Here is a 22601-nt window from a genome sequence, read left to right as displayed (position 1 = left end):
TGGGTGTCAACCAAGATGGCTGACACCCACTTCGTACGTTTTCGTCAAACAAGCTTAAACAGCACGTTGAGCGTAGGAGCTTATTAGAACTCGCGGAAAGAAGCCTTCGGGCAGAAGCAGATCGGGCATTTCTCGAAGTCATCACCCTTGTGAATATAACCGCAAACAGGGCACAGATAGAACTTGTCATCATCGGGTGCATCAAGATCATTGTAAGCAGCAAGATAACGCTCTGCATGTACTGACTCAGCAAGTTTTGCACGCGTGAATACCTGAACAGCTTTTGCCTTACCTTCTTCTTGAGCCTTCTTAATGAAAGCCGGATACATCTCAGAGGTCTCAAAGATTTCGCCCTTTGCGCCAGAGATGAGGTTCAGGTCGCATTCATGCGTTTCCGGTGCGTCAGCTACAGGCTTTACGAAATCCGGATCTTCTTCGGCAACCAAGCCATATTCAAGATTGATGTGGATTTGCTCGGCAGCAGAAGTTGCTTCAAACAAACGAGCGATCTGGTCATAGCCTTGCTCTTTTGCAGCTTGGGCAAATGCTGCATATTTTGCTGAAGCACCTGTTTCGCCCATGATGGCTGCCTTAAGATTGTCAAGCGTTGAGCCAACAGACAGCATGGGGTCAGTATCGGGCATCGCATTAAAATTATGCGAGTTCTCAGCAGTTGGAATTTGATCACGTACTTTCATGGGATGAACTCCTTCTTGTCGCGAAAAACTTGTCAAAACTGTCACATATACCTTAACAAAACGTATCTGAGAGGGCTAAGTAAATACCTTTACGTCAAAAAATCTATATGTAACCAACCCTGAATACTATAGCCGACAAGACTCAAGTACAAGAGATGCAACCAAACGGTTGCTCGTTCTTAACACGACGCACATGCTGGACAAAAGCGCTTAAACATACAGAAGGTGACTCACGTTGAGTTTTACCTTATTGGGGTTCATGCGTTAAGCGCAAAATCTCTTCGCGCGAAGAAACACCAAGCTTTCGATAGATATTGTGAATATGAGTTCTTGCAGTATTTGGCGAGATAAAAAGCACGCTGGCAATATATGCACCATTATGCCCCTCTGCTAAATACATAAGTATTTCCTCTTCGCGTTTCGTGAGTTTATGACGAAGAGACAACTGCGCAACTGCATCCTCTGTTTTTGAGCCAATGCTTTGTAAGGTTATCGCCTCGTATGTCATATGCCCTCTGCCATCTGAAGTTTGCGCAAGCTCAATTTCGTCCCAAGAAGAATCCTTATGCAGGCGCACATACCTACTCAAAACCAGAATGAACGCATAGACCGTAGTTATAACCGTTACAGCCGTATTAATGTAGGCAGCATCAAAGCATGAAGCAACGTTTTGACCGAGATACGAAGCTGCACTAAACGCCAGAATTGTAGCCAGAAAAATGACCTCACTGGAAAATTCCCCCGCATGAGCAACAGCACAAAGCGCTGAAAGGGTAATGATTACCGCGCTTGTATAAAGCGCGTATGTCAAAATGGTTGTCAACTCTTCGCCAGCAGCAATGTTTTCCGTGATGGCAATGACTGCCAAAAGCAATAAAGCCATGACAGGCAAAAAAGTAAGCTGCATACCTCCTGTCAGCGAGAATCGACTCGTCTTGACAAGGCTAAAGACCACAATGCCTAAACCACACAATGCAAGCATTGCCAAATAAGGAACCTGACTCTCGCGAAATTCAGTACGCATAATTGCCATGACAAAGGCAAACGCTATCATTCCAAGGCTTGGAATGAGAATCACGTCCAACAAAGACCCTATTCTTGAGGAAAGGCGAGGTATTTGACTTTGACTTTCCGTATCCAAATCTGTCTCTGCTTCCACAGATTCTTGAGGTGCCCTGTCGTATAAAGGATGAGCAGCAAACTGTAAAAGCAGCGGAATAACGGCAGCCACAATGGAAACTAAGACAAAAAGGCCAATAAAACCTACAGTTGGCAACAGCGCATACAGACAACTGATTGCTGCAGTTAACACACTTGCCAAACCAATAATTAAAAGCGCCTGACGAATACCGAGACGCTCTGCACAAACCTTGCCCCAGAGCAAAAGCATGCCAACATCTGCCAAGGCGACAAAACAAGCAAGAACCCCATAGGCACTGTCCTGATCTATTTCAAATAGAACAAAATAGCCATATACCACCGAAGTCAAAATATACAGAATAGAAGCTAATGCACAACCAAGTTGCGGTATTGATCGCCTTGCAAGCATGCGTACCACTAAAAAGAACGCTGACATTAACGCTGTTGCCAGTAAAAGGGTTTCAGCAAGTATTTGCATTTTGCTTGCAGCAAGGGGCACTTTCAAAAACGCAATTGCTACCCCTGAATATATAAGCACGCTCGAAAACAAACAAGCAAGACCCAAAGCAAGAAGACCGCCATGCCTTGGCCAAAACTCTCTGAGTCGAGATTTCAAAATAATCCGCGTCAAAACACCCTCTTTACTCTTCCCCCTCTGGTGATGCATTATAGCAGCCTCTCTCAAGCGAATATTAGAGCAAAGGCGCATTTACCTGGCAAAACAAAGGCGTTTAGATCTAAATACGTAAAAACGTTGAGGGTTTTTATCCTCTCGTTCTCAATATCAACACTTTTTCGGATGTACGCACTCATAGGCAGTCTGGCATGCTTTCATCAATGCGCAGGGGAAGCTTCCACTTTGGAAGCAAACAGCTTAGGGAAAGCGCGCAGAGAGATCCTGATATTGAGGGAGGAAAAATGAAACTATCACGCAGAAACTTCTTGGGTATGGCCGCTGGTGCAGGCGTGCTGGGTGCACTCAGCATTACGGGTTGCGCACCGCAAAGTGCACCCGAGACCTCAGATGCTACCAATGGAGGCAAAACGCTGAGCGAGACTGGCAGCGCTACCCGTCCTGATTATTACATGTGCGATGAAGATTGGCTGGGAAGTGCTCCAGAGATTGCAGCTGATGAAATTACTTCTACCAACAGCTTTGACGTCGTTGTTGTTGGCGGCGGTCATGCAGGCACGCAGGCAGCTTTAGCAGCAGCGCAAGAAGGCGCAAAAGTTGCTGTCATTGAAAAGCATAATGATGGCGAGATTATCTACCGCGGTGACGATATCTGCTCTTATAACTCTGAGCTCTTGCAAAGCTGGGGCTTTGGTCCATATGATTTAGATGAGATCGTTAATGAATATGTTCGCCGTGCAAATGGTCGCTGCAATACTGATGTCATTCGCGCTTTCGTTTATAACTCAGGCGAAATGATGGACAACTTGGCTTCACTGGTTCCTGAAACCTCAAACGTCTTTGATTATGAAAACAACGAGTGCATTGTTCAAATTGCTTATGATAAGCCCAATGGCTCAGACTATCCTGTTGAAATCTCAGGTTACAAGATGTGGGCTTCAACCGTCCAAACCGTTGGCACCCAAAACGAACAACCGGTTGGCAAGCAAGGACTAACTGGCATTTCTCGTCTTACTGAGCTTGAAGTATACAGCCGTGAAGCAGCCGAAGATCTTGGTGCAGAGTGGTTCTGTGGGCACAGTGCAATTCGCTGCATCAATGATGAAAGTGGCGCCGTCACAGGCGTAATTGCACAAGACGCCGACGGCAACTATGTTCAGTTTGATGCAGCTAAAGGCGTCATTCTTGCAACAGGTGACTTTGGCGCAAACACCGACATGGTATGGGAGCTTTGCACAGAGTGCGCCGAAAACGCTATGCGCCATGGTGTTGAGCGTGAGTCACTTCTGAGCATGACCGACTGCGATGGTTCAGGTCACAAGATGGGTTGTTGGGCAGGTGGCGCTATTGAAAGCCATCCTCGTCCCGTTGCTGGTGATGCCCCCTCAATCTCCTTTGGCCCATGGGGTTCAACTCCTTGCTTGTGGATGAACTGCAATGGCGAACGCTTCATGAATGAATCTTTTGCTGGCTTGGTCTTAGCTCAATCCGTGCGTCAACCCATCAACCTCGAAGGTAAGATGCAAGGTAACTTCGCCATCATGGACAAGAAACACATGCAATACATCCAGGCAGGCGGACTTGATCACGGTGCTCCAAACTGGGGCTTCCCGGAGGGCATCGAAGAGTACGAAGCGCAGATGAACGCTGCCGACCCATCCGCTGGCACGGTTAACGTACGTGGTCTTGAGATTGCAAATCGCAACATGGTAATGACCAATGACGTCTTTGTCGGATCAACTATTGAAGAAGTACTCACCAACGCCGGTCTTGAAGGCGACGCACTTAAGACTGCTCTTGCTACAGTTGAGCGCTACAACGAGCTCTGCGCTGCCGGCAAAGACTCCGACTTCGGCAAGCCAGCCAACAACATGATTGCAATTGATGAAGCACCTTTCTTCATTGCCACCCAGAGCACGCCGCGCCTCTACGGACCTGGCTTAAACACACTTGCAGGTTTGTGCGTTAACGGCAATATGCAGGTCTTGACTCCTTCTAAAAATGCCGTCATTCCCGGACTGTATGCTGTTGGAAATACCATGGGTGAACGCTACGGCAATGCCTACAACTGCCCCTCAGCTGGCAACAACATGGGTAACGCGATGACCACGGGTCGTGTTGCAGGCAAACACGCTGCTCAAGCATAAGCAAAGCCGCTTGGCTGCAATGTTCTAGTTTGGCAGCCCCATCCGCTCTATGCTGGCGACACCTTCCCTCCAGTTTGTCGCCATTGCTCTTCATAGAACGAGCCTCATTCGCGAGGCTCGTTCTTGTATATAACTGTTTTGTATGTAGAAAGAAAAAATCAAGAAAAGCGTTAGCGATTATCCACCGCTTCAGGATGTAAGTCATGCTGAGAAAGCCGCTGCCATGCCACTTCTTCCCAGCGGGTGCCAGGGCGTCCGTAATTACAATACGGATCAATGGAAATACCGCCGCGCGGCAAAAACTTTCCCCACACCTCAATGTATTTGGGGTCCATAAGCTCAATGAGATCCTTCATGATCACATTTACGCAGTCCTCATGAAAGTCTCCATGATTGCGAAACGAAAAAAGATACAACTTCAAGCTCTTGCTTTCCACCATGCGCACATCAGGAACATAGGAGATATAGATGGTGGCAAAGTCAGGCTGCCCCGTAATTGGACAAAGTGAAGTAAATTCAGGACAGTTGAATTTGACGAAATAATCATTGCCCTGATGCTTATTCTCAAACGTCTCAAGCAAATCAGGATCATAGTCAAATGCATAAGCTACCTGCTGGTTTCCCAACAGCGTCAAGCCCTCATCCTCGCGCACGCCACACGCATTCTCGCTCATTTTACATCCTTTCGCATATACAGCGGATCAACGAGACCATGTGCTTCAAATGCACGCGCACGATCTATGCACGTTGCACACTGACCACATGGCTCATCACCGCCCTCGTAACATGACCACGTAAGTTCATAGGGCACACCAAGACGCATGCCCTCAGCAACAATATCAGCCTTAGACCAAGTCACAAAGGGCGCTTCAACGCGCAGTTGATCAGCAGTTCCGCGCCGTATAGCATCGTCCATTGCTTCAACAAATTCGCGCGAGCAATCAGGATACGCATTGCCAGCCCAATCGTCATGATGTGCGCCGTAATACAACACCGAGCAATCAAGCGACAGTGCCATTGAGGCCGCACATGACAAAAACAGTCCATTGCGAAATGGCACATACGTACTAACAACCGGAGCCGCTTTACTCTCTGCAAGCTGCTGGTCATAGCTTTCGTGAGGAATTGCCTCATCCGAATGGGACAGCAACGAGCAAGTGCTCTCAGCAAAAATTGCCGCTACGTCAATCATTTTGAGCTCAACACCATAATACTGAGCAACAGCCTGTGCAGACTGCAATTCACGCACATGCTTTTGACCATATTGCACCGAAAGCGCCACTACGTTGTCATTGCCATAGCGCTCTACTGCTTGAGCCAAAAGCGTTGTTGAATCAAGACCACCAGAGCACAAAACCAAAGCGCGGCTGTTGGTTGGCGCAGATGATATTTCTCGCAACTCTTGTACCTGCTTGTGTTCTGCGCCTGCGTCTTGTGGACACTGTTTGTCCTGCATTACACTCCCCTTTGAGACAAAGGCCATATGAACTTATGAAGTTGCAGCTGAAGCTTTACATCCACCAGATCAAATTCCTTCATAAACGCAACAATATCAGAGGGTTCAATCTGCCCAAACACCGGACTGAGAAGTACATTGGTCTGCTCAGCAAGATGGTATTGCTGTACCAGCGCGCGCATACACTCCAGATCTTCGCGAGATCCCACAACAAATTTCAGCGCGTCACTAGCTCCCAAATGAGTCAAATTGCCAACGAGCATTCGGTCTGTCATACCTGATGACGGACACTTCCAGTCCATCGTAAACACCAGCGATCCCGCCATCTCGTCTGCCTCGTTATCTCGGCGAAGCGCAGCTAATTCTGCAAGTGACACGGCCCCGTTAGTCTCAAGCTCAACCCGAAAACCTTGCCCCTCTGCCGTACGCGCGTGCACGAGCTTGTCTACAAGCTCCTCACATGATGGCTGCAAAAGTGGCTCTCCACCCGTAAGTGTCACGCAACGACATCCTGCGCTTACGACATAATTAACCACCTCATCAACACTCAGTATGCATCCCGCAAACGCCGGATCGCATGCCCACCGAGTGTCGCAATAGCTACACTGCAAATTGCACCCACAAAAACGCACAAAGGTAGCCAGGCGACCAGCTTCCAAGCCTTCGCCATTAATGCTTACAAAGCGCTCAGCAACCGCTAGGCTCATGAGTTATGTCTACCTTCACCATAATAGATTGCACAATTATTGGGTGTCTCATACACATCAACTTGACTGACCGGAAGACCCTGCGCTGCTAGCTGGTCATAGAAGTACTTCGCCAGATTCTCCGCCGTCGTGCGAAATGGCATGATAGAGAGTGTAAAGCCCTCTTCGCGCAAGCAATCCAGCGTCTTTTGCTGAAGGGATCCCTCTTCAACTACAAACGAATGATCAAGTGCTTCGGTCAGCTGGCGCAAAGCCTTTTTGAACTCAGCGAAATCAACCACCATATCTTTCATGGTGCCTTCGTGCTGCAATTCATCTTGTGCCAAATAAGCTACAACACGCCATCTATGTCCGTGGAGGTTTTCACATTTGCCGTGGTAATCAGTTAAAAAATGAGCGGCATCAAAGTCGCTCTCAGTTCTTAATCCGTACATGGTTTCGCCTTTCGTGTTTGTCGGCTCCATTATACAAAAAGAAGCTCCCGCAACACCGAAGCTTCACGGGAGCTCATACATGCAACGCAACAGCTACACGCTTTTATCGCAAGTGCACCGTGTGCCGCGCCTCTTCAAAGAAGGTACGTTCTCGCTCCATCAGTGCCATTAGCACCACCAACCAAAGCACCAGCCGCACCTTGACCATATTTCAGAAGAGTGACTTGATGCAAGGGTTCATTTAATGGCAGATGGAAAAGTGATCTATCCCACCAACTTTATTTATGCAGACGCTTCGCTTTCAAACGCCTGTAAAAGCTGATCATGGAGGGTATCAGGCTCATAGGTGCGCGCTTGAGCATGCCCATCAATCACCTGCCACGCGTTAATCATGTGCTCTGCAATGGTCTGGGGGTCAAAAGCATCATCAACATCATGTGGCAATGCATCCCATACATATGCCAAACGCCTATCATACTGATCGGTATATGAGGTATCTTGCTGAAGATACACCGTCTCTCCTTCAGAAACGAGTGTTTTCAGGTGTTCCGAGGATTGACGTCCTTCAGGAGTGTTGCGGCTTTCATCTTCATGCACACTCTCAGGCGCATTAATACCTACAAGCCGAACGCGAACACGCTCACCATCAATGCGGACAATGAGTGTGTCGCCGTCAACCACGCGCTCAACAACACCCTCTTCAAAACACTGCGGATCAGCATGCGCAAGCTGCTCTGCACTTGCCTGCGCGCGATCAGCTTCTGCTCCAGATTGCACACGCGTTGATATGTCAACTGCACCTGGTAAACTTCGCGTAGCTGGCACATCGTGAGATGAAGTATCAAGCACCTGCAAGCCCAACCACGCAAGCACCACAAAAACGACCACCACAACACTGACAATGCGTGTGGTGTATGACTTGTTTTGGGAATGAGAGGTTCGCGCAGACATGATCTTATCCTTATCTCATGAGGCGGCATCTCAAGACTCGGGCCACGTGCCGCATTCAAAAATCGGTAAGCCACTTAGCGTTTCCACGCGCGTTGCCACTATGCGACCATCCTTAAGAAGCATTTTTGCAAGCGATCTTGGAAACTCGCCACGCGGTCGCGCAACAGATCCTGGACAAAGCATAATATTTGCTGGTCGAGCTTCTTTGCCGAAAATGAGCTCAGGTATGTGAGTGTGCCCGTGGACGCACACCTGAGGAAGTGGATCTCCTGCTGCAAGACCCGCGCAACCATTAAAGCCAATGCGCACGTCACGCGGATAGTGCGACACTAAAAAACGAACATTCTCAATGACTGGATGAGCGAAACGTCCCACTGCGGCGCCGTATTCATCAAAATCATTGTTGCCTAATACTGCTGTTGTGGGTGCCAACCCTTCAAGAAGACGAAGAATCTCAGGATTACCAATATCACCTGCGTGAATGATATGATCAACATCTGCAAGCGAGGCGTATGCCGCATCGGGAAGAGAGCCATGAGTATCAGAAAGTATGCCAACCAGGGTGCTCATAATGCGTGCCTTTCACCAAGTGAATCTGGGATTTAGTATAGCGAAAGAGACTGGCAGCATCGTGGCTTGTTGCCGCCAAACCACGCATTTGCTAACGCTTTGATACCTGGCTCAATGTCTTGCTCTGCAATGGATGAAAACCCAACAAGCAACACGCGCGACGTCAATGGACGCTTACCCATCCAATACTTTTCAGTACCATAAACCAAGACATCCGCCGCACGTGCCACTTCAATAAGCTCCTCTTGCGTCCGATCGTCATAGACCTGAACCAGCACATGAAGCCCCGTGCCGTTTTCCAAAACGCGAACTTTATCTCCGAGGTATTCATGAAGCGAAGCAGTTAGTGTTTCATATTTGCGCTTGTTTTTCGCTTGCACGCGTCGCAACTGCCGATCCCAATGACCCTGACTCATAAAACGCGCCAAAACCGCTTGCGAAAGCCATGGAACCGAAGTGTAAGCATTAGCAAAAAGCGTGCGCCACTTCTCTAAGAGGGCTGGCGGCAATACGAGATAATTCATACGAAGTGCTGGAGAAAGCGACTTTGAGAAGGTGCCCATATAAATGACACGATTACAGTGATCCATGGATTGCAGAGGCGGCTGAGGGCGCTCTTTATAGCGAAAGTCTCTGCAATAATCGTCTTCCAAAATATAGGCATCGTTTGCATCAGCCCAGGCTATAAGCTTACTTCGCATCTTTATAGGCATTGTTTTACACGTAGGAAACTGGCTTGAAGGCGTAACATAAACCAGTTTTGCGCGTGAGCGTTCAAGGTCGGCGAAAAACTCCTCATAGCTCACGTCAACCCGACACGGCGCAACGCGAAAGCCACTGCGCTCAAATGCTTCACGTGCACCAATATAGCCAGGATTTTCCATGGCCACCACATCAGTACGAGCATCAAAAAGCGCCAACAGATTTTGAATGCTCACTTGTGTTCCGGGCTGAATGATGACCTGCCCTGGGGTGCAATCAACATCGCACTGTGTTGTGAGCCGCCACGCAATTTCGCCACGCAAGGCTTCTTCGCCCAAAGGGTCGGTATAGGTATTACATATCCCACTCTCTACACTCAACAAAATATCATCGGTGATAGTACGCCAAACAGTAGCGGGAAATGTTCCTTGCTCCAGATTGCCATACGTGAAGTTATAGCGCATTTGATGAGGCTCACCTAAAAGCACCGAACCTAAGTCTTGATCGCGTGTGTTTGCAAACGCCGCATCTTCTATCACAGAAAGCACTCGATAGCCTGATCCTGGCCTGCTTTCAATATATCCTTCTTCCATCAACTGACTATAGGCCGCATCTATCGTATTGCGCGAGCATTGTAGCTCACTCGCAAGACCGCTAATCGAAGGCAGCTTTGAACCAGATGGATAATGACCATCTTCAATTCCATGGCGAATTTTCTCATATATCTGCTGATAAAGCGGCAGTTCGCTCGTTTCGTCAAGCTGCATTATGACTCCCCCACCGTGCTTTCATATTCGCCCTTCTTTGCCTGCAAGCTCCCCGCAAGCTCCTCATTTGTGGCGGCGTTATGAAACTGTACCCTTTGCCATAGTATAACTGTCCCCTTCATTTTTTGAATATGTGACCCTGTATAAAAGGCGCACCCTCCCGATAAGCTACCTATAACGCAAAAGAAGCGTCTATCTTAAGGAGGGATTATGCTTAAGTCGAAAAAAGCCGTCATTATTACAAGCGCAGCATGCACCGTTTGTTTGGTAGCGGCACTTGCTGCTTGCTCTCCACAAGCAAGCACAACCACATCAGATACTGACACGCCTGCTTCGCCCAGCCAAACACCAACTGCAGAGCCAGTTGAAACACCAGAGGCTGATGAGTTTGGTGTAGTAGTTGCTGATGCATGGAAAGATGCGTACCCGCATCAGTACGAAACATATAAGCAAAACGAGGAAAACTCCCCTGAGTCTGGTAAAGCAAATTACTTAGAAACCTACCCAGCACTTAATACTATGTACAAAGGCTACGGCTTTGCCAAAGGTTATGAGGAAGCTGCCTCTCATAGCTATACACTTGAGTCAATCAAGGCTACTCCTCGCGTCAATGAAAAAACCTTGGCAAACTGCATCACTTGCAAGACGCCGCAATTTACCGCCAAGGTTAATGCCGAAGGCGACGACGTATATACCATCCCCTTCGCTGACATGATTGACTTATTCAATGAGCCTGTCAGCTGCTGGAATTGCCACGAGAACGAGCCTACACAGCTAGTTGTTCCTAGTAAGTTCTATCTCACTTCTTTAGGAAGCGCAACCGAAACGACGCCCCTTGAAGCGCAAGTCTGCGGACAGTGCCACAATGAGTATTACTTCAACTCCGAAAAAGTAACCTCAAACCCCTATGTGGGAACTGAAGAAATGACCGCCGAAAAAATGCTTGCCTTCTATGATGACCTGGAGTTCTCTGATTGGGAGCACCCCGATACTGGCGCTCCTCTCCTTAAGGCGCAGCACCCAGAATTTGAAACGATTTACGGTGGTAAACAATCTCATATGGCAAGCTTAGGCTATAGCTGCGCAGATTGTCACATGGGCACCGTTGTTGCTGACGATGGAACAACATTTAGCAATCACAACCTTGTGAGTCCCTTAGAAAACGATGCCGTTTTAGCAGAGTGCTCAAGCTGCCACAAAGATCTCCCGAGCCAAGTTGCCCAGTGGCAATCTGAAGTTACTGAGCGCGAACAGGAGATTTCGTTGGAAATTGAGCGCTACATCAATGAGCTTGCTGCCCAAAAAGACACGCTTTCTGCCGACGACCTTGCACGCGCCCAGCAGATCCACCGTCACGCACAATTCTATTGGGACTATGTCATGGTAGAGAATAGCGAAGGCGCACATAACCCCGACGTAGCACACGAGAACCTGGACAAGTGCGAAGAGTTGCTTGAAGAAGGCTTTGGAATCCTTGGAGCATAAAGTTTTCGTAGCAATACACTAAGAGCTTACCCAGCAAGAGCCTCCCTCACAGGGAGGCTCTTCTTTTGGACAACACACAACCAAAAGCACGTATTCCTTATTTGTCGTAAACTAGAGACTCACACACAACGAGAAACCTTGGATACCAGAGAGGCGCCAGGCAACCCTGCAGTGGGAAAGACCCTGATGTCTCCTTGCTTGTCCTGAAAGGAAGCACTATGGATACGTCAATCACGCCCACTACAGCCAGCTTGACCACCCCTCGCCTCGTTGACATTAAGCTTATTGCTGATGGCTGGATTAAAAAGTATGTGCTCACCTATGAGCTCCCCGATAAAACGCTTTACACCTACGATTGTGCATCTCGCAAAGCGCCTGATGCATTTCGTGCTGGACTTGAAGCAAATGCCGCAAGCCAAGCTGTGACAGCTGACGCAGTCTGCATTGTTGGGCTAACCGAAAACGACGAACTCTTGATGATTCGTGAATTTCGCTATCCTCTCAATAGTTGGTGCATTGCCTTTCCCGCAGGACTCATGGAGCCCGGCGAAGACCTGGCCACCTGTGTTGACCGGGAACTGCGTGAAGAAACGGGATATGCGCTGCGCGTTTCTGACGGAGCCGATCTTTCCAGCGCAATTACCCCTTTACCTCAAGCAGGATTTTCATCAACAGGACTTACGGACGAGACGGTACAAATTGTTTATGCGCAAGTAACGCGCGTTGCTGATGCAACCCCTGAACGCGGTGAGCTCATTGAGCAGTTTTTGCTTAATCGCGCTCACGTTGCAGATTTTATTGCCAGCAATACCACGCCCATCGGAACACGTGCACAACTGGTATTAGAGTCATTCCGCTCATAAACACGCTTGAAGAGTGTCCCTACTTAACTGAAACGCCTTGCTCTTTTTCCTCAACAAGCAGCAATAGCTCTGCCTGCGAATGCACGCCAAGTTTCGCATATAAATTGCGCATGTGTGTTTTGACCGTTGACTGACTTACCACCAAGCGCTCAGCTATATAAGGAGCGCGATAGTTTTGTGCAAGGAGAAGCAATATCTCTTGCTCACGCGGCGTCAGGTCAAACTGCGCTGACAGTTCTTCGCACTGATTTTCCAACCTTTTGCGAACCGCTTCAGCAGAAGCTTGCTTGCTTTTCTCGGTATCAACCAGTTGTTTTTGCAACACTTGAAAGGCAAGCCAGCAAGCAGCACCAAAGCTCACCAACACCACAACCGCTTCAATACCAGCACTTATTGCAGGATCAAATGCATCTTTCACCATGAAAAAGAGTGCGCGCGTTATGATCATAAAAGAGAAGGCTGCAAATATTGGCACGCCCGCATTCTCGCCTCGAGCCGCTCCGGGAAATAAAAACGCTGTCATTGCTATATAAAACAGCATCACTTTATACGTAGAGTCAACGATGAGCATATGCAAAACCCACAGATCATCGGGGCGCTGTCCGGTATATAAGAAGATAAATGATGCAGGGATAACAAAAGGTCAAATACCAATATAAAGCTTTGGTTCCATGCATGACGCACCACAAAAGCAATAATAATCCCACCGAGCAGGATACCCAACCCAATAGTGGCTTGGATAAGCGAGATCATGACACCATTTTGCTGCAACGCAATCCAAGAGCTTTGCGATACCGCCATAGCGCCTCTGCACAAAAGCGGCAAAAACACCAACCCAACCGCCATAATCCAGGTCTTTTTCGTGCTACAAGCAAAACGCGGCAGCGGCTTCTCAAGAGCAAGAATGGCTTCGTTGTCTTTATTTGCCTCACTTGCTTCGCCGTCTTCATGAACAACGTCATCATCGCGCAGTATCTGCGGTTTATAAAAGATAAAGCACGCAGCGCATATGAAAGGCAGCGCCATCAAAAAAAGCTGCGAGACAGAAAATGATAAAAGCGCAAGAAGTGCTGTAACTACGCCCGAAAGCATGCACGCACAGGCAAACGTCCATGCTGCACGACGAGATCCCAAACTAATAAGGCGCTCCGCCCATAAACACACCAGCAGTCCTGAGCTTGTTCTGTACAAGGCGCGCATGACAAACGCAAGCGACGCATCCGAAAAATTCGCCAACAAAACAACAAGCGTTGAAACAACAACAAGCAACGAAACCACCACACGCACGCCTTGCGAATTGCTCAAGCGGTGCGCAGGGAAGAACTTATACATAAGCGCAATTAGCGCGATGATGCATGCCTCAACGGTATACGGACCAGGCGCAAACGTCTCAAGGCTCACGATATGCGCAGCTGGCATTCGCTGTATTTCTAAGACCATAAGCGCACTAGCCAAACCAAAAATGGCGGCAATGACCTGTGGTGTTTGACGAAAGTACGCTTTAAGAAAACGCATGCACTATCCCTCCTTGCACTATTTAATCAGAAAAACAGCATGATGTCAGAGGTGGTAGGGCATTTCATACCGTTTGTGGTAGGAAGAATCTGGGGTCGCTTGTTAGCCTTGCAAGTGTTTCGGAGGGGAGAATCCGAAACAGACACGACCTTTAAGGAAAGGAGAGGGAGTCGTGGAACTAAATCGTCGAGATTTCTTAAAAGGTGCATTAACCGTTGGCGCTTTAGGCGCTGGAGCTGGCTTGGTAGGCTGCTCAACTCCTGCTGCAACCGACAATACCGAAATTGCCGAAACCGGTTCAACGGTATATCCGGCTGGCCTGCAAGAGAGCGACTTTGCAGAGTCCCCTGTTGAAATTGAGCCCATCACTGAGTTCAGCGAAGAAAAGACTTACGATGTTGTTGTCGTAGGTGCTGGTACGGGCGGAGTTCCGGCAGCACTCTCAGCACTTGAAGAAGGCGCAACTGTTGCGGTTTTACAAAAGGAATCTAAGCCCATTTCTCAGGGCGGTACCTGCTCAGGTGTTTTGCTTGACGAAAGCGACGAGCAAGGCGTTATGAACTACATCCAGGGCTTCATGGAGGATTGCGGCTGGCGTGCCGATCGCAAACTTGCTGAAACCTACGCAAAGTACTCTGGCGAAGCTATTCGCTGGACCCAAGTTCGCACCGCAGAAGCAGGCTTCCCGCCATACACAGTTCGCCCCACTGCTGTAGCAGAGTATGAAGACGGCTCAAAGTGCTCACGCCGCAGCATCGTCTTTGGACCGAAGCCCTACAACAACGGTACCATGATTGAGCATTTGGCTGATTTCGCCGCAGAAAAAGGTGCTGAATTCTTCTACTCTACACCAGGCGTTCAGCTGGTAACCGATGATTCGGGTGCGGTAACGGGCGTTATTGGCAAGAGCGGCAATGACTACATCAAGTTCAATGCCACCAAGGGCGTTATTCTTTCAACAGGCGACTATCAGAACAACCAAAGCCTCGTTGAGCGCTACTGCCCTGACGTAAAGGAATTCGACCGCAAGCAGGTCAACAAGACAGGCGACGGCATCTTGATGTCCATGGCTGTTGGCGCAGGTTTTGTACCGGTTGGCCATTCTCACATGCTGCATGACTTCGACTCTGGCCCCATGTTTGGCGAGCCCTTCATGACCGTCAATGAAAATGGCGAACGCTTCATGAACGAAGACTGCATCTTTGAGGAGATCAACTGCGTTCTTCGCAATCAGCCGAAACCCGGCTGGTACTCACAGATCTTCGACGACAACTATGTTGAGCAAGTTGAAGGCTGGGGCGGCAAGCCAACCGACAAAGAGAAGATCCAAGTATACATGCCTGACGTTGAGATGGATCGTTCCGCTGAAAGTGGCGCAAATGTTATCGAAGGTCTCATTGACACGTACTGCTGCGACACCCTTGATGAGCTAGCTGGAAAGCTTGGCATTCCTGCAGACACCCTTAAGAAATCTGTTGAGCGTTACAACGAAATGTGCGACGCCGGCTTTGACTCTGACTTTGGTAAAGCTGCTAAGTATCTGCAAAAGATCGAACAACCGCCGTACTGGGGCATCCACAAGCATGTTCGCGTATCTGCTCTGTGCGCTGGTGTTACTGTCAACGAGAACTATCAGGCAACCACTGCCGAAGGCGAAGTTATCCCGAACCTGTGGGTAACTGGCTTCTCTGCAGGTCAGCTCTGCGGCGCTCCAGACTGGTCAATGTATCAGGGCGGCATGTCAGCCGGTCACTGCATCATGACAGGTCGTATTTGTGGCATCCAGGCTGCAACTGGTGGCAAGCTTGAGGCTTCAACTCCGATTACCGAAGCTGACGTTGTAGCTATCTCTGCTTAGTCCGCATGAGCGCTTCGTGATGCGCACGACACACATCCCTTAACCAGTACGCTTACTTACGCTTCTGGTTCCCTCCCTAATCGCCCCGCCACGTGCGGGGCGATTGCATATACCAAAGCAGCTCCTGTACTACCACCCAAAAAGTCAAAGACGCAATCCATAGGATCACTGGAGCGCGATGGCACAAACAGCTGATGAATCTCGTCAGTGATGCCGTAAGCCAATGCAAGACCTGCAGCGCAAAGCGCTGCGCGCGCAAGCGACATATGACACGAAAGCGCATTGGTTAAAAGCGCTCCAAAAACGGTGTACTCCAAAAAGTGCGCTGCATTATAAATAAACTGCGAGCCTTCGCCAAACACGGAAAGCTGCCACGCTTTAAGCGCTTCGTAGATGCGAGAAATTAGTCCCATTTCGCCACTAAACTGACCTGATGTATGAGCTGACATATAAAAGATCACGGCCGCCCATAGGACCACTGCAACCCAACTTATCAGGACATATACACGTGATCGTGGGCGCGTATGCCCAGAAACTGCCGCACGTGAATCTGGTTGTGCATTCGTAGTGTTTCGCGTCTTAGAAGATCTACTCATTCTTCCCTTGTCACCTCGTTTGACTCACTCACGTTCAGCGCGTGCGGCTTGCTCAGCGCGCGTAAGCCGCCAGGTCGCCACCACCCGGCGACCTCCAGACCGCCGCGAGGTCGCCACCACCCGGCGACCTCCTCTTATGCAATGTAGCACAAACATCAGATTTCGCCACAGCTCCTGATTAAAGCAAGGTGCATATTTCTCTGCGGTTGTTACGTTGAAGCCGCAGAGACAACCCTTTCTCAAACACGAAACGACCGCCCCCAGGACGGTCGTTTCAAAACCACATTGCAGACCGGACGTACTTCGGCCGCATCATTTCTGTCGCGCAAGAGAACTACCCCCTCTCATGCGTGACGGAAAACGGTAAGAATCTCAAAAACTCTAGGCCTCTGCAGCCGCAGCCTCATAAGCCTCAACATCAATCTCGCTATCAGCTCCTTTAAAGCGCAAGCAGTGCGTAAAGCCTGCCCAAGCAAGATCGTCAGTATCGCGAACAAACGCACCAAACGTAGGTGCATGCACATATTTTGTGCCACCTTCATTCAATGCGATACCCACATGGCCATTAAACCCATCGCCATAACCAACCCAGAGCACATCGCCTGGCTGCGCTTCAGAAACAGGCAAGCGTGCATCTGCCGCATGATAGAGTGCCTCAGTCTGATGCGGAAGCGACATGCCAATTTGCAAATAGGCCCAGCGAACTAAACCTGAGCAGTCGAAAGCATCTGGACCTTCCGCGCCCCACACATACGGGCAACCAATGCGCGAAAGCGCATAGTCAACCACAGAACCATGCGACGGGATAGCACGCGTAGCCGTAGAAGAATATGCATACATTTCACGTGAACGCTCCGCATACTCAGCTGCACGTTCCACTTGTTCTTTCTCAAGCAGCTCAAGAGCCTCAGCATCTAATTGAGCACGCAGCTCTTCAAGTTGTTGAATGCTCTCTTCGGTATTGTCTTTAATGCGTTGTGCCTCTTCAATCTTATCGGCCGCAACTTGCTCTTGCTCCTCAAGCGTGACCTTAAGATCTTCAACATCTGTGCGCAGATCTTTTGTCTCTGCAATCATCTTGGAGTCTTCTTCGTTCAAGATGGAAAGCAAGCTCCAGTTAACAGCGAATTCTTCAAAAGAGGCGGACCCTAAAAGCAGGTCAAATGTTGAAGCTTGCCCATCGCGATACATCGCTCGAGCACGCTTTGCCAACGTATCCTGCAGCTCATCAATTTGCGTACTTGCTTCATCAATCTGAGTTTGAGCATCCTCTACAGCTTTTACTGCTGCATCGTGCTCATCAAGTGCTTTATAGTATTCCTCCACCGCAATAGACAATTCGTCTTGAAGCGCCAAAATGCGCTGATGCACTGCATCCGCTTCAGCAAACTTCTCTTCTGCAGTAGGGCCAGTTGGTTCTTCTTCAGCTTCTTCATCGGCGTCATCTGCCCACGCAAACGTCGGATGCATTAAAAGCGTTGCACCCATTGCAGTGGCGCCCATGAGAAACACTCGGCGATTAAGGGTGGTCTCTGTTTGAAGCATATCCCCCTCCTCGCTATTGTTGACTCGGTTAATAATACTTTAGTAATTAACCCATTGATCAGGTGGTACAGCAAAGCAACCCGCTAATCAACAGGTAGGTAACAGACTATAACACGATTGGTGACAAAGTACGACCCTTTGTTATGAAAGAGCATGCGCTCTTTCATAAAAATGAGACATCTTTTCTCACATATTATTGACAACTATTCATTCATTTTCGCACGTCAAACGCTATTTGTTATGGCTACGTTAAGCAAGAGTTGTATGCTGGGCATATATGTAGCACTTTGGTCAATTTATACACACTTCGTACATATTTTGCCAGACCACACGCCTATTTGCAGGCAAATCAGCACTAAAAGCGATCAGCCATGGGGCTACGCCGCCTCGAAAGAACAACTACTGAACAGGCGAATCATCTTCAGAGAGCACTTTAAGAGCTGCTTGGTAACCCCCTGCCCCATAACTCAAACACTTTGACACACGTGCAATTGTTGTAGCCGACGCACCTGTTATGTCTTCAATTGCGCTATATGATTTGCCCTCGGCTAGATGCTTTGCCACCGACAAACGCTGTGAGGTCTCTTTAATCTCGCGAATAGTAAACAAATCTTCCAAGAGCGCGAAGATTTCGTCCTCGTCATCAAGCGAGGCCAATACACGCAAAAGCGCATCAACTTCAGGGGTACGCAATTGTGCTGGTTGCGACATTTACCCCTCCGTCCTCATCAGGCCATACTCAATAGAATCAACCAATGCGTTCCAGGATGCTTCAATGATGTTTTCCGAAACGCCCACGGTGCCCCAGCTTCCTTGAGCATCGCGTGTTGTAATCATAACGCGCGTGATTGCATCCGTGCCGACATTTTCATCCAAAATGCGCACCTTAAAGTCAACCAGCTCCATTCCCATAACCGCAGGATATGACGGCGCAATAGCCATGCGAAGCGCATTATCCAACGCACCAACAGGGCCAACTCCCTCACCGGTGGCAACTGAGCGCTTATCACCCACGTGCACCTTAATGGTAGCCTCACTCATTGCGTCTTTCGCAAGCGCTCCCGTGTCTTCACGATCATCAACTATCACGCGAAAACTCTCCAAGGTAAAATGCGGTTCACCTTTGCCGAGGTGCCGCTCAATCAAAAGAGCAAGCGAGCCATCGGCAGTCTCATAGGAGTAGCCTTGCGCTTCTCTTTGTTTTATCTCATCAAGTATTGATTGCACCTGAATGGGATCTTCTCCCAGATCAATGCCTAAAGCGCGCGCCTTCGCCACAAGCGATGCCTTGCCGGCAAGCTCGCTCACCAACATGCGCGTTGCATTGCCCACGCGCTCAGGTGAAGTATGCTCATAGGCTTCTGGAAAGCGTGCAATTGCGCTGGCGTGCAGACCTCCCTTGTGGGCGAAAGCTGACGCGCCCGTGTACGGATGATGCGCCGAAACTGAAACATTGCAGCATTCTGCCACAAATTGCGAAACACTCGTCAGCTCGCGCAGGTTTTCCGAGCCAACACATTCGCCCCCCATCTTGAGCTCCAAGTCAGCAATCACCGTTAACAAATCAGTATTACCAACACGCTCGCCAATGCCATTGACGGTACCTTGCACCTGCGTTGCCCCTGCTCGCACGGCTGCAAGCGTATTCGCAACCGCACATCCTGAGTCATTATGACAATGGATGCCAACAGGTTGTCCGGGAAGTGCTTCTACAACAGCTGCAACCGCCTGATCAACCTCAAAGGGCAAAGCCCCGCCATTGGTCTCGCACAAGTCCAGCGAATCTGCGCCTGCTTCAGCCGCCGCTCGCAGACACGCTAAGGCGTACTCAGGGTTAGCTTTATAGCCGTCGAAAAAATGCTCCGCATCAAATACTACACGGCGACCATGGCTTTTGAGGTAAGCCACCGAATCCGCAATCATACGCAGGTTCTCTTCAAGCGTGGTACAAAGCGCGCGTGTTACCTGCTCATCCCAGGTTTTTCCCACAATGGTAGTAACCGGCGCCCCGCATGCGAGCAAGTCGGCTAGCCCTTGATCGTTCTGAGCGGCTGTACCTTTTTTGCATGTAGAACCAAATGCGGCAATTTGCGCATGCGTAAGCTGAAGTGTCTTCACGCGCTCAAAAAATGCAATATCTTTTGGGTTTGAAGCGGGAAAACCCCCTTCAATATAGTCAATGCCAAAAGCATCCAGGCGCTCAACAATGCGCAGCTTATCCTCAAGCGATAGCGTAATGCCTTCGCACTGTTCGCCGTCTCGCAATGTACAATCATAGGTATAAACTCGCATGGCATGCCCTCCAAGCGCTTCTTATAAAATAGACTCGCATGCCCAACAGGGACACACGAGCCTATCATACCCAATATGAATTACTCTCTTACTTACATGCTTGCGTGAGGGCTTTGCTTTGTCCTATTCGGCAGCACACAAATGAAAACAATGGTTGTAATTGTCTCAAGCAAAAAGGCGCATGCAAAAAAGAGACCGTAGCTATATCCGCGCTTCTTCGCCACATAAGCAATCGGCAGCGCCGCAATAAGCTTAATGAGAATAAGAATCAACAAAGGGTTTGTAAGCAAATCAGCCATTATTGCTCCCCCTTTGCCCGAGGCAGACAGGCCATCAAAATGAGTGAAGTAACCGCGCTTGCCAAAACAGCCGTAAGTACGAATACCCAAACCGTATAGCCCTTTTTCTTCGCTATAAAGGCTGTTGCAACAGCGCACGCAAGATGCACCACTACGATAAGAGCAGCAATTATGAAGAACTCTGCAGGTGACGCAATAAATGCCATACTACATCCTTAATCTGCAAGCGTATATTTGTAACGCAATATCACTATAGCACTTATGAATCTAGTGTCTCTTCCAAAAGGGATAGCAATTCTTGCTGGGTGTGAATACCAAGCTTCTTGTAGAGGTTTTTGCGATGTGTGTTGACGGTATTGCGCGAAATAAAGAGCTCTTTTTCGATATATCCCACATCGCGCCCGCGCGCCAAAAAGCCCAATATCTCCGCCTCGCGTGCGGTAAGCTTATGCTGAGTGGCAATATCTTTACAACGCTCATCAATTGATTCGTGACTGAGCTTGAAAAGTCGCGGTGAAAGCGTCATCAGCGTACGCTCGGGCAAAACAAACGCATATGCCAGCGCCAGAAGAACCGTTGCGAGCAAAGTTGCATAGGGCAGCATGGTATAGGAAACCGTGATACCCACTAACGACTGCATACCACGCGCAGCAGCAAAACCGAGCGGTAATCCCAGGTATTGCAAGCCGAATACCCATCCAATCACCGGGCGCGACTTCCCATTTCTCATAAACACAATAGACCACGCAAGCATCCACATGGTTGGCATGATGAGCGCATAAGCAATGTAGGCAAGCGCATACGAAAACAGAAGATGTGTGGCCGCCAAACCAAGGGCAGCCGAGCCCGCCATACTAAACACAAACGCTACGCGATAAAACAACTCAATCCGATAAGCGCGCCAGCGATTCATAAGTGCAAGCACAACGCCAACCGACAAAGCTGTCACCACAAAAATGAGTGCAAATACCACCCAAAACAAGCTTTGATCAAGCGGTTCTGTGGTCATTACCACATTGCAAGTCCATGTGAATTGCGCCACGAAAGAAAAGGCGAAGGAAGCAAGCGCTACACGACCAACTAGTCGCTTATCAGTTGACTGAGCAGCTTTTGACATCCGGGGCGTTTCTTCACCCGCTAAACGCTCTTCCGAAAAACCAAGCAAGCACCAGCACGAAAGCAACGGCAAAGCCCCCGCCAAAATCGCTTTAAAGATGCTTCCCATCAGCTCCACAGCAACAAAGGGAATCCACTGCAAGCAAAAAGCCACGCCTAAAGCCACAATTGCTTTGCGCATATCAAGCGCTAAAACAACCTCGCCCCACTCAAGGGTAAATGCAGCAATAAATACGCCGGCCACCACGCCCGCAAGGGCTGCTGCCACCTGCAATCCGGTCTGCCCCAAAGGTGCAACCGCACTCAAAAATACTCCAAAAACACCTGAAAGTGCACCCACGACGGCAAAAATCACCATAGCAATGCGCCAGCGATGCACGCGTGAAGTGAGCGCTTTCTGCTCGCTATGCTCTACGGAATTAAGCAACCCCGCACGCTTCTTAGTAACGAACAAAACCACCAAAAGCAAGACGGAGGCAGTTATGCATGCGCACAAAAAGACAGGATCATGCACGACGCCACCGCCATAAGCAACCACATCACGCAACAAGCCCTCAAAACAAAAGAGCAAATAAACCCATGAATAAAACGCGGCAATTCCCAGCGACAATTTCACGCTAAACCAATTAACTCTTAACGCCAGAAACGACGGCGTCGCTGCGCTTTCAGCCATCATTTCCCTCCCTACAGCACAGAAACTTTCCACTCCCTGGTTGGTTATTATACGCGCAAACGCCGATCCCCTTAAAAATTGCGCTCGTTTCTTCGCGTTGCTGACCTGCGCATATTACGAATTCACCACCTCAAGGTGAAGCAATTTGAAGCA

General features: G+C 49.1%; 22 protein-coding genes. 4 read left to right on the top strand and 18 right to left on the bottom strand.

Translation table 11 applies throughout. The features are described 5' to 3' along the window. Window positions 1-83: 83 nt before the first annotated feature. The gene (gene ngr, locus NFR28_RS03200) at window positions 84-698 is read right to left on the bottom strand and encodes a nigerythrin (RefSeq protein ID WP_251178380.1); all 615 of its coding nucleotides are present in this window, start codon (window positions 696-698) and stop codon (window positions 84-86) included. Between the two features lie 247 nt (window positions 699-945). Continuing rightward, window positions 946-2469 (bottom strand): LuxR C-terminal-related transcriptional regulator, encoded by a 1524-nt coding sequence (locus NFR28_RS03195; protein WP_251178379.1) that lies wholly within the window; start codon window positions 2467-2469, stop codon window positions 946-948. 287 nt (window positions 2470-2756) lie between these two features. On the opposite strand from NFR28_RS03195, the gene NFR28_RS03190 reads away from it, so the two are divergent. Then, entirely contained in the window at window positions 2757-4619 is a 1863-nt protein-coding gene (locus NFR28_RS03190; RefSeq protein WP_251178378.1) for an FAD-binding protein, read from the top strand. A gap of 170 nt (window positions 4620-4789) precedes the next feature. Here NFR28_RS03190 and queF read toward each other — a convergent pair whose 3' ends face one another. The 7 genes from queF to pdxR form a co-directional block, all read right to left on the bottom strand. Further along, entirely contained in the window at window positions 4790-5293 is a 504-nt protein-coding gene (queF, locus tag NFR28_RS03185; RefSeq protein WP_251178377.1) for a preQ(1) synthase, read from the bottom strand. Then, the gene (gene queC, locus NFR28_RS03180; RefSeq protein ID WP_251178376.1) at window positions 5290-6075 is read right to left on the bottom strand and encodes a 7-cyano-7-deazaguanine synthase QueC; all 786 of its coding nucleotides are present in this window, start codon (window positions 6073-6075) and stop codon (window positions 5290-5292) included. The genes queF and queC overlap by 4 nt, the downstream gene beginning before the upstream one ends. Continuing rightward, entirely contained in the window at window positions 6075-6782 is a 708-nt protein-coding gene (queE, locus tag NFR28_RS03175; RefSeq protein ID WP_251178375.1) for a putative 7-carboxy-7-deazaguanine synthase QueE, read from the bottom strand. The genes queC and queE overlap by 1 nt, the downstream gene beginning before the upstream one ends. Beyond that, window positions 6779-7216 carry a 6-pyruvoyl trahydropterin synthase family protein gene (locus tag NFR28_RS03170; RefSeq protein WP_251178374.1) on the bottom strand — a complete coding sequence of 146 codons (438 nt, stop codon included), beginning with the start codon at window positions 7214-7216 and terminating at the stop codon, window positions 6779-6781. Before NFR28_RS03170 ends, queE begins: the two co-directional genes overlap by 4 nt. 282 nt (window positions 7217-7498) lie before the next feature. Further along, window positions 7499-8167, bottom strand: a complete 669-nt coding sequence (locus NFR28_RS03165; RefSeq protein WP_251178373.1) for a thermonuclease family protein — start codon at window positions 8165-8167, stop codon at window positions 7499-7501. Between the two features lie 30 nt (window positions 8168-8197). Beyond that, the gene (locus NFR28_RS03160) at window positions 8198-8737 is read right to left on the bottom strand and encodes a metallophosphoesterase family protein (protein ID WP_251178372.1); all 540 of its coding nucleotides are present in this window, start codon (window positions 8735-8737) and stop codon (window positions 8198-8200) included. A gap of 32 nt (window positions 8738-8769) precedes the next feature. Continuing rightward, window positions 8770-10206: a MocR-like pyridoxine biosynthesis transcription factor PdxR gene (pdxR, locus tag NFR28_RS03155; protein WP_251178371.1), complete on the bottom strand. Its 1437-nt coding sequence runs from the start codon at window positions 10204-10206 to the stop codon at window positions 8770-8772. A 210-nt stretch (window positions 10207-10416) separates the two neighbouring features. On the opposite strand from pdxR, the gene NFR28_RS03150 reads away from it, so the two are divergent. Together NFR28_RS03150 and NFR28_RS03145 are read left to right on the top strand one after the other, a co-directional pair. Next, window positions 10417-11691 carry an ammonia-forming cytochrome c nitrite reductase subunit c552 gene (locus NFR28_RS03150; RefSeq protein WP_251178370.1) on the top strand — a complete coding sequence of 425 codons (1275 nt, stop codon included), beginning with the start codon at window positions 10417-10419 and terminating at the stop codon, window positions 11689-11691. A 218-nt stretch (window positions 11692-11909) separates the two neighbouring features. After that, a complete protein-coding gene (locus tag NFR28_RS03145; protein WP_251178369.1) occupies window positions 11910-12554 on the top strand; it encodes an NUDIX hydrolase in 645 nt (214 codons plus the stop codon). 19 nt (window positions 12555-12573) lie between these two features. On the opposite strand, the gene NFR28_RS03140 is transcribed toward NFR28_RS03145, so the two are convergent. Together NFR28_RS03140 and NFR28_RS03135 are read right to left on the bottom strand one after the other, a co-directional pair. Further along, window positions 12574-13125, bottom strand: a complete 552-nt coding sequence (locus tag NFR28_RS03140) for a LuxR family transcriptional regulator (RefSeq protein ID WP_251178368.1) — start codon at window positions 13123-13125, stop codon at window positions 12574-12576. Further along, window positions 13095-14069, bottom strand: a complete 975-nt coding sequence (locus NFR28_RS03135; RefSeq protein ID WP_251178367.1) for a hypothetical protein — start codon at window positions 14067-14069, stop codon at window positions 13095-13097. Before NFR28_RS03135 ends, NFR28_RS03140 begins: the two co-directional genes overlap by 31 nt. Window positions 14070-14241: 172 nt before the next feature. On the opposite strand from NFR28_RS03135, the gene NFR28_RS03130 reads away from it, so the two are divergent. Then, window positions 14242-15927 (top strand): FAD-dependent oxidoreductase, encoded by a 1686-nt coding sequence (locus NFR28_RS03130; protein ID WP_251178366.1) that lies wholly within the window; start codon window positions 14242-14244, stop codon window positions 15925-15927. Between the two features lie 56 nt (window positions 15928-15983). On the opposite strand, the gene NFR28_RS03125 is transcribed toward NFR28_RS03130, so the two are convergent. The 7 genes from NFR28_RS03125 to NFR28_RS03095 form a co-directional block, all read right to left on the bottom strand. Then, entirely contained in the window at window positions 15984-16523 is a 540-nt protein-coding gene (locus NFR28_RS03125) for a VanZ family protein (RefSeq protein ID WP_251178365.1), read from the bottom strand. A gap of 381 nt (window positions 16524-16904) precedes the next feature. Then, entirely contained in the window at window positions 16905-18068 is a 1164-nt protein-coding gene (locus NFR28_RS03120; protein ID WP_251178364.1) for a C40 family peptidase, read from the bottom strand. A gap of 399 nt (window positions 18069-18467) precedes the next feature. Beyond that, the gene (locus tag NFR28_RS03115) at window positions 18468-18779 is read right to left on the bottom strand and encodes a YerC/YecD family TrpR-related protein (protein ID WP_251178363.1); all 312 of its coding nucleotides are present in this window, start codon (window positions 18777-18779) and stop codon (window positions 18468-18470) included. Further along, window positions 18780-20360, bottom strand: coding sequence for a citramalate synthase (gene cimA, locus NFR28_RS03110; RefSeq protein ID WP_251178362.1), 1581 nt, complete (start codon window positions 20358-20360; stop codon window positions 18780-18782). Between the two features lie 92 nt (window positions 20361-20452). Next, window positions 20453-20659: a hypothetical protein gene (locus NFR28_RS03105; protein ID WP_251178361.1), complete on the bottom strand. Its 207-nt coding sequence runs from the start codon at window positions 20657-20659 to the stop codon at window positions 20453-20455. Continuing rightward, window positions 20659-20865 carry a hypothetical protein gene (locus NFR28_RS03100; protein ID WP_251178360.1) on the bottom strand — a complete coding sequence of 69 codons (207 nt, stop codon included), beginning with the start codon at window positions 20863-20865 and terminating at the stop codon, window positions 20659-20661. The genes NFR28_RS03105 and NFR28_RS03100 overlap by 1 nt, the downstream gene beginning before the upstream one ends. 53 nt (window positions 20866-20918) lie before the next feature. After that, window positions 20919-22451, bottom strand: coding sequence for a helix-turn-helix domain-containing protein (locus NFR28_RS03095; protein ID WP_251178359.1), 1533 nt, complete (start codon window positions 22449-22451; stop codon window positions 20919-20921). Window positions 22452-22601: the final 150 nt, after the last annotated feature.

Origin of the sequence: Adlercreutzia agrestimuris (genome assembly GCF_943193125.1) — a bacterium.
GTDB classification, from domain to species: Bacteria; Actinomycetota; Coriobacteriia; order Coriobacteriales; family Eggerthellaceae; genus Xiamenia; species Xiamenia agrestimuris.
This window is presented reverse-complemented; position numbering and strand designations above follow the sequence as displayed.